At 70.5% G+C, this 6938-nt stretch carries 5 protein-coding genes and 1 pseudogene; 4 read left to right on the top strand and 2 right to left on the bottom strand.

Annotated features, from left to right (window positions below; all coding sequences use genetic code 11):
- Window positions 1-1565: alpha-1,4-glucan--maltose-1-phosphate maltosyltransferase (locus IY392_RS02720; protein ID WP_194860441.1), on the top strand; the 1565-nt coding region annotated here is incomplete at its 5' end.
- Window positions 1566-1576: 11 nt separating this feature from the next.
- Window positions 1577-3931 carry a 1,4-alpha-glucan branching protein GlgB gene (gene glgB / locus IY392_RS02715; RefSeq protein ID WP_228548939.1) on the top strand — a complete coding sequence of 785 codons (2355 nt, stop codon included), beginning with the start codon at window positions 1577-1579 and terminating at the stop codon, window positions 3929-3931.
- 16 nt (window positions 3932-3947) lie between these two features.
- On the opposite strand, the gene IY392_RS02710 is transcribed toward glgB, so the two are convergent.
- Together IY392_RS02710 and IY392_RS02705 are read right to left on the bottom strand one after the other, a co-directional pair.
- Window positions 3948-4877, bottom strand: a complete 930-nt coding sequence (locus tag IY392_RS02710) for a tetratricopeptide repeat protein (RefSeq protein ID WP_107756711.1) — start codon at window positions 4875-4877, stop codon at window positions 3948-3950.
- 35 nt (window positions 4878-4912) lie between these two features.
- Window positions 4913-6112, bottom strand: a complete 1200-nt coding sequence (locus tag IY392_RS02705) for an acetyl-CoA C-acetyltransferase (protein WP_107756712.1) — start codon at window positions 6110-6112, stop codon at window positions 4913-4915.
- Between the two features lie 76 nt (window positions 6113-6188).
- Between IY392_RS02705 and mce the strand changes: the two genes are divergently transcribed.
- Window positions 6189-6659 carry a methylmalonyl-CoA epimerase gene (gene mce / locus IY392_RS02700; protein WP_182613711.1) on the top strand — a complete coding sequence of 157 codons (471 nt, stop codon included), beginning with the start codon at window positions 6189-6191 and terminating at the stop codon, window positions 6657-6659.
- A 34-nt stretch (window positions 6660-6693) separates the two neighbouring features.
- Window positions 6694-6938: pseudogene (locus IY392_RS02695) on the top strand (hypothetical protein); the annotation flags it as partial.

Genomic DNA, 6938 nt, shown 5'->3' with positions numbered 1-6938 from the left:
GCACCGGGGACGCCGGGACACGGACGTCGCTGGCGCTGTCCGGCGAGGTCGCGGCCGCGATGGCCGCGGGGCCCGTCCGCGAGCTCGTGACGCCCGGTCAGACCCACCGCGTGTGGGTCGACCGCCGTGAGGCCCAGTTCAGCTCCTGGTACGAGTTCTTCCCCCGCTCCACGGGCGGGTGGGACGAGCGGGGTCGGCCGGTCCACGGCACCTTCGCGACCTCGCGCGGCTACATCGACCACGCGGCCGACATGGGCTTCGACGTCGTCTACCTGCCTCCGATCCACCCGATCGGGGTGATCAACCGCAAGGGCCGGAACAACTCCCTCACCCCGGAGGAGGGGGACGTCGGGTCGCCGTGGGCCATCGGCTCGGCGGACGGTGGCCACGATGCCGTGCACCCGGACCTCGGCACGATCGAGGATTTCCGCGAACTGGTCGAGTACTCCACCTCTCGCGGCGTTGAGATCGCCCTGGACCTGGCGTTGCAGTGCGCTCCGGACCACCCGTGGGCGCAGGCCCACCCGGAGTGGTTCACGGTGCTCCCCGACGGCCACATCGCGTACGCCGAGAACCCACCCAAGAAGTACCAGGACATCTACCCCGTCAACTTCGACCTCGACCCCGAGGGGATCTACGCCGAGGTGCTCCGGGTGGTGCGCCTGTGGACCTCCCTGGGCGTACGGATCTTCCGGGTGGACAACCCGCACACCAAACCCGCGGATTTCTGGAGCCGCCTGATCGCGGAGGTCAAGCGCACCGAGCCGGACGTGCTGTTCCTCGCCGAGGCCTTCACCCGCCCGGCCCGTCTGTTCGGGCTCGCGAAGCGGGGTTTCTCGCAGTCCTACACGTACTTCACATGGAAGACCACGAAGTCCGACCTCATCGAGTTCTGCGAGCAGTTGCTGGCGCACGTCGATGAAGCCCGGCCGAACATGTTCACCAACACCCCGGACATCCTGCACGAGTCGCTGCAGCGCGGAGGTCCTGCGATGTTCGCGATCCGGTCGGCGCTCGCGGCCACGCTCAGCCCGGCGTGGGGTGTGTACTCGGGCTTCGAGCTGTTCGAATGGCAACCCGTCGCCGACGGCAGCGAGGAGTACCTGGATTCGGAGAAATACGAACTCCGGCCCCGCGACTTCGCCGGCGCCGAGGCGGCGGGCCAGTCGCTCGCCCCGTGGCTGCGGACCCTGAACCGGATCCGTCGGGAGCACCCCGCCCTCCACCAGCTGCGCACACTGCGTTTCCACGACGTGGACAACGATCAGATCATCGCCTACTCCAAGATCGACCCCGCCACCGGTGACTGCGTCCTGACGGTCGTCTCCCTCGACTCACACGGGGTGCAGGAGGGCACCCTCAGGCTCGACATGGCCGCCCTCGGATACGACGACGACGCCCGGTTCAGCGTCCACGACGAGGTCTCCGGCAGCGAGTTCCACTGGGGCTCGAGCAACTACGTGCGACTCGAGCCGTGGACGGCGGTCGCGCACATCGTCGTGGTCCCACCCTGCGACGAAGCACGTAGGGTCGAACTGACCTACCGCACGCACATCGTGGATTGAGGGACAACGGCATGGCAAAGCACCACGGCGCGGGTCGACCCGCCTCCGGCAGACCCGCCACCGGCAGGCCCACCACCACGCCCGACCGGGTTCCTCCACCCGTCGACACGGCGGCCACCTGGCGGACGCCGGAGGACCTCGCCCGGGATACGTCGGGCCGGACCTCGGCTCCGACCGCACCGGTGGGTCCGGCGGGCGAGATCCCCCGCGACCAGTTCGACGCGCTCCGCTCGGGGACCCACCGCGACCCGCATTCGGTCTACGGTGCCCACCGGGCCGGCGGCGGTTCCGTCGTGCGGACCATGCAGCCCGGCGCCACCTCGGTGGAGATCGTGCTCGGCTCCCGCACCGTCCCGATGGAACCGCTCGGCGACGGCGTGTTCGGGGCGATGATGGACGAGCCGGATGTCCCGGACTACCGGTTCCACGTCACCTACCCGGACGGACACACCCGGACCGTCGCGGACGGGTACAGGTTCCTGCCCACCCTGGGCGAGATGGACCTCCACCTGATCAACGAGGGGCGTCACGAGCGATTGTGGACCGTCCTCGGGGCGCACGTCCGCACGTACGACACCCCCGGCGGTCCTGTCACCGGCACGTCGTTCGCCGTCTGGGCCCCGAACGCCCGGGGAGTCAGCGTGGTGGGCGACTTCTGCGGGTGGAACCCCGTCGCCCTGCCCCTGCGCGCGATCGGCGCCTCCGGGGTGTGGGAGGTGTTCGTCCCCGACGTCGCCGACGGCGCGGTCTACAAGTACTGCGTCCGCGGCGCCGACGGCCGGACCGTCGACCACGCCGATCCGCTGGCCGTGGCCACCGAGGTGCCGCCCGCGACAGGGTCCAGGGTCTTCACGTCCGGGTACGCGTGGAACGACGACGAGTGGGTGTCTGCCCGCGCGACCCGTGACCACTCCCGGTCCCCGATGACGGTACTCGAGGTCCACGTGGGCTCCTGGCGGCCGGGGCTGGGCTACCGGGAGTTCGCCCACCAGTTGGCCGACCACGTGGCCGAGACCGGCTTCACCCACGTCGAACTCATGCCCGTCGCCGAGCACCCCTTCGGCGGTTCCTGGGGCTATCAGGTCTCCTCCTACTACGCCCCCACCAGTCGCTTCGGATCCCCGGACGACCTGCGCTATGTGGTCGACCACCTGCACTCGCGCGGCATCGGCGTGCTCATGGACTGGGTCCCCGCACACTTCCCCAAGGACGAGTGGTCCCTCGGCCGCTTCGACGGCACCCCGCTCTACGAACACGCGGACCCCCGCCGCGGTGAACAGCCCGACTGGGGCACCTACGTCTTCGACTTCGGCCGTCACGAGGTCCGGAACTTCCTGGTCGCCAACGCGTTGTACTGGGCCGAGGAGTTCCACGTGGACGGTCTGCGCGTGGACGCCGTGGCCTCGATGCTCTACCTGGACTACTCGCGCAACGAGGGCGAGTGGACCCCCAACCGCTACGGCGGGCGGGAGAACCTCGAGGCGATCTCGTTCCTGCAGGAGGTCAACGCGACCGTGCAGCGGGAGCACCCGGGATTCCTCATGATCGCGGAGGAATCGACCTCCTGGGGCGGCGTCACCGCCCCGACCGAGACCGGCGGGCTCGGGTTCTCCATGAAGTGGAACATGGGGTGGATGAACGACACCCTGCGGTACGTCGGACTCGACCCGGTCTACCGGGGCCACCACCACGGCGAGATCACGTTCTCGCTGATGTACGCCTGGAGTGAGCGCTTCGTGCTCCCGCTCAGCCACGACGAGGTGGTGCACGGCAAGGGATCGATGTGGCAGCGCATGCCGGGTTCCTCGTGGGACCGGGCGGCCGGGTTGCGGGGGCTCTACGCCTACATGTGGGCACACCCGGGCAAGAAGCTCCTCTTCCAGGGACTGGAGTTCGGCCAGGTCGGCGAGTGGAACGACGAACAGGGCGTCACCTGGGGGGACCTCGAGGGCTGGGAGGGCGAGTACCACCGTGGCATCCTCGCCTCGGTCCGCGACATGAACGCCCGCTACGCGGAGAACCCCGGCCTCTGGTCGCTCGACGACGACCCGTCGGGATTCTCGTGGATCGATGCCAACGACGCCGACCACAACGCCCTGTCGTTCCTGCGTACGGATCACTCCGGCAGCATCATCGCCTGTGTGGTGAACTTCTCGGGCAGCGCCCTGCACGACTACCGGATCGGTCTCCCCGAGGCCGGGTTCTGGGAGGAGATCCTCAACACCGACGCCGCGGCCTACGAGGGATCCGGTGTCGGCAACCTCGGCGGTGTCGACGCCGAGGATCGGCCACACCACGGCCGCACGCACTCGGCGGGCATCACCGTCGGTCCCCGCGCCACGATCTGGTTGCGCCACACCCGCTGACGGCGGGCGAGACGCCTCAGTACAGCGCGTTGGCGAGGTTGCGGCGGGCGTCCAGGACCCGCGGGTCGTCCGTCGGGAGCGACTCGAGGAGATCGACCAGCCGGGACCGGAGCACCGCCCGGTCGTCGCCCCCGCTCACCCGGATCGCGTCGACGAGGACCGCGAACGCCGACTCGTACTCTCCTCCCACCAGGGCCCTGTCGGCCGCCCGAAGGGCCGCGGGAACCGTGCCCTCGCCGGCATCGGCCTCCTCGGCCGCACGACGAGCGGCCTGCACGTACCTCAGCGCCTCGAGGAGCGAGTGGTCCCGCGGGCGGGAGTCCACCAGCGCGGCGAAGCGCTCCTCCGCGGTGTCCAGCTCGCCGCCCGCGAGTGCGTCCTCGGCGGCGTCGCGTTCGGGGTCGGCCGGATCGTCCGGCTCCCCGGTGTCCGCGGACCCGGGCACTCCGCTGAGCTTTCCCTCCGTGGCCTGGAGGACTGCCGCGATCCACTGACGCAGGGCGTCCTCGGGCTGCTCCCCCTCGAAATCCGCCAGCGGCCGCCCCGCCGCGACGGCGACGACGGTCGGGACCGCCCGCGCCTGGAACGCCTGGGCGATCCCCGGGGAGGAGTCCACGTCGACGACCGCGTGCACCCACTGACCGCCCCCCTCCTCGGCCAGCGAGGACAGCAGGCTGGTCAGTACCGTGGGTGCCCGGCGGGACATGAGTTCGACGATCACGGGGACCTGGGTCGACCGGACCAACACCTCCTGCTCGAAGGTCGCCTCGTCGACCTCGACCAGGGTCACCGGCCCCGTGCCCCCACCGGACGTGCGGGCGGCGGCGACGGGGTCGCGCTTCGCCTCCGCCCGCTTCTTCAGCCCCGACAGGTCGACGGCGCCGGCGAGGGAGGCCGCGAGCTTCTGCTCGGACGCGGACGGGGGTCGGTTACCTGGTCTCGTCACGCCTTCGATCCTGCCACGGCCGGTCCGATCGGGGGTCAGCTGGTCGCGGGCACGCGGATCAACAGAGCGTCACCCTGCCCACCACCACCGCACAGCGCGGCCGCCCCGAGGCCACCACCACGGCGGGCGAGCTCGAGCGCGAGGGTCAGGACGACGCGGTTGCCCGACACGCCGATCGGGTGACCGATCGAGATGGCACCACCGTTCACGTTCACCTGGTCGGGGCTCAGGTCGAGCATGCGGGTCGAGTGCAGTCCGACCGAGGCGAAGGCCTCGTTGAACTCGAACAGGTCGATGTCCTTCACGTCGACGTCCGCCCGCCTGCACGCGTCCAGTACCGCGTCCGCCGGCTGGTGCTGCAGGGTCGAGTCCGGGCCCGCGACGGTGCCGTACCCGACGATCTCGGCGAGGACCGGCCACCCCTCGGCCTCCGCGCGCGCGGCCGTGGTCACGATGACCGCCGAGGCGCCGTCGGAGATCTGCGACGAGGATCCCGCGGTGATGGTCCCGTCCTTCGAGAACGCCGGGCGGAGCTTGCCCATCGACTCCGCGGTCGACTCCGGACGGACCCCTTCGTCGGTCTCCACGACGGTGTCGCCCTTACGGCCCTTGACCGTCACCGGCACGATCTCGTCCGCGAAGCGGCCGGCCTCCGCGGCGGCGGCGGCACGCTGATGGGAGGTCGCGGCGAACTCGTCCTGGTGCTCGCGGGTGATCTCTAGCTCGACGTTGCGCGCCTCGGTGAGGGCGCCCATCGGCTGGTCGGTCGGAACGTCGTGCAGGCCGTCGTAGGCCATGTGGTCGAGGACCTCGATCGACCCGTACTTGTAGCCGGCGCGGCTCTTGGGCAGCAGATGCGGTGCCTGCGACATCGACTCCTGGCCCCCGGCCACGACCACCTCGGAGTACCCGGAGCGGATCGCCTGATCGGCGAGCGCGATCGCGGTCAGTCCGGACAGACACATCTTGTTGATGCTCAGCGCGTCGACCCGCTTGGGGATGCCCGCGGCGAGCGAGGCCTGACGAGCGGGCATCTGACCGTTTCCTGCGGAGAGCACCTGTCCCATGATCACCTGGTCGACGGCGTCCGGGGAGACACCGCCCCGCTCGAGGGCGGCGCTGATCGCGATGCCACCGAGCTCCGGGGCCGAGAGCGAGGACAGCCCGCCCTGGAGGCGGCCGAACGGGGTGCGGGCCCCGGAGACGATGACGGTGCGGGTGGAGTCGGCGGGCATTGCGGACCTTCCATTCGAGGGGCTGAACGTGTACACGCCAAACTACCGTCTCCACTCACCGACTACCGTGGTCCCCATGACCTCTACCCCAGCCGACCAGCCCCTACTGCCCTCCGAGCTCGTCGTGGCGATCGATCACGTCGGGGTGGCCGTCCCCGACTTCGATGCCGCCGTCACCTGGTACCGCGACAATCTCGGGTTGGAGAACCTCCACGAGGAGGTCAACGAAGAGCAGGGCGTGCGCGAGGCCATGCTCGGATCGCCGGGACGACCGGAGGGCGGTGCGCTGCTGCAGGTGCTCGCACCTCTGGACGACACCTCGACCATCGCCAAGTACCTCGACCGCAACGGACCGGGAATCCAGCAGATGGCGGTCCGGGTGACCGACATCGACGCGATCACGTCCCACCTCACCGGGCGGGGGGTGCGGGTGCTGTACCCCGCGCCGAAGAACGGGACAGCGGGTTCGCGGATCAACTTCATCCACCCCAAGGACGCGGGCGGCGTCCTGCTCGAACTGGTCGAGCCGGCCACCGGATCGCACTAGTACCCCGGGCTGGCGGCCCCGCTAGGGTGGGGTCATGTCGAGCACACAGATGCCCACCACGGGCGCCGACCCGTTCGCGGTGGTCCGCAGGGGCTTCGACCGCGAGCAGGTGACCTCAGCGCTCAAGCGCCTCGAGGCCGAGGTGGGCCTCCTCCGCGCCGACCGCGACGCTGCCGTCGAGAGGGCTGAACGGGCGGCGGCCGAGGCGGCCCGGGAACGGTCCCGGGCCGCGTCCCTCGAGGCCCGGGTCGCGGAACTCGGCCGGACCCCGGTCACCAA

It is taken from the genome of Dietzia sp. SYD-A1, assembly GCF_015356725.1.
In the GTDB taxonomy this organism is placed as follows: Bacteria; Actinomycetota; Actinomycetes; order Mycobacteriales; family Mycobacteriaceae; genus Dietzia.
Note: the sequence above shows the minus strand (reverse complement) of the source record. Positions and strands in the feature narration are given on the sequence as shown.

Coding starts and splice junctions, on each gene's coding strand:
- glgB (WP_228548939.1), top strand. CDS start 1,577: ATGGCAAAGCACCACGGCGCGGGTCGACCCGCCTCCGGCAGACCCGCC.
- IY392_RS02705 (WP_107756712.1), bottom strand. CDS start 6,112: ATGCCCGCCGACTCCACCCGCACCGTCATCGTCTCCGGGGCCCGCACC.
- mce (WP_182613711.1), top strand. CDS start 6,189: ATGACCTCTACCCCAGCCGACCAGCCCCTACTGCCCTCCGAGCTCGTC.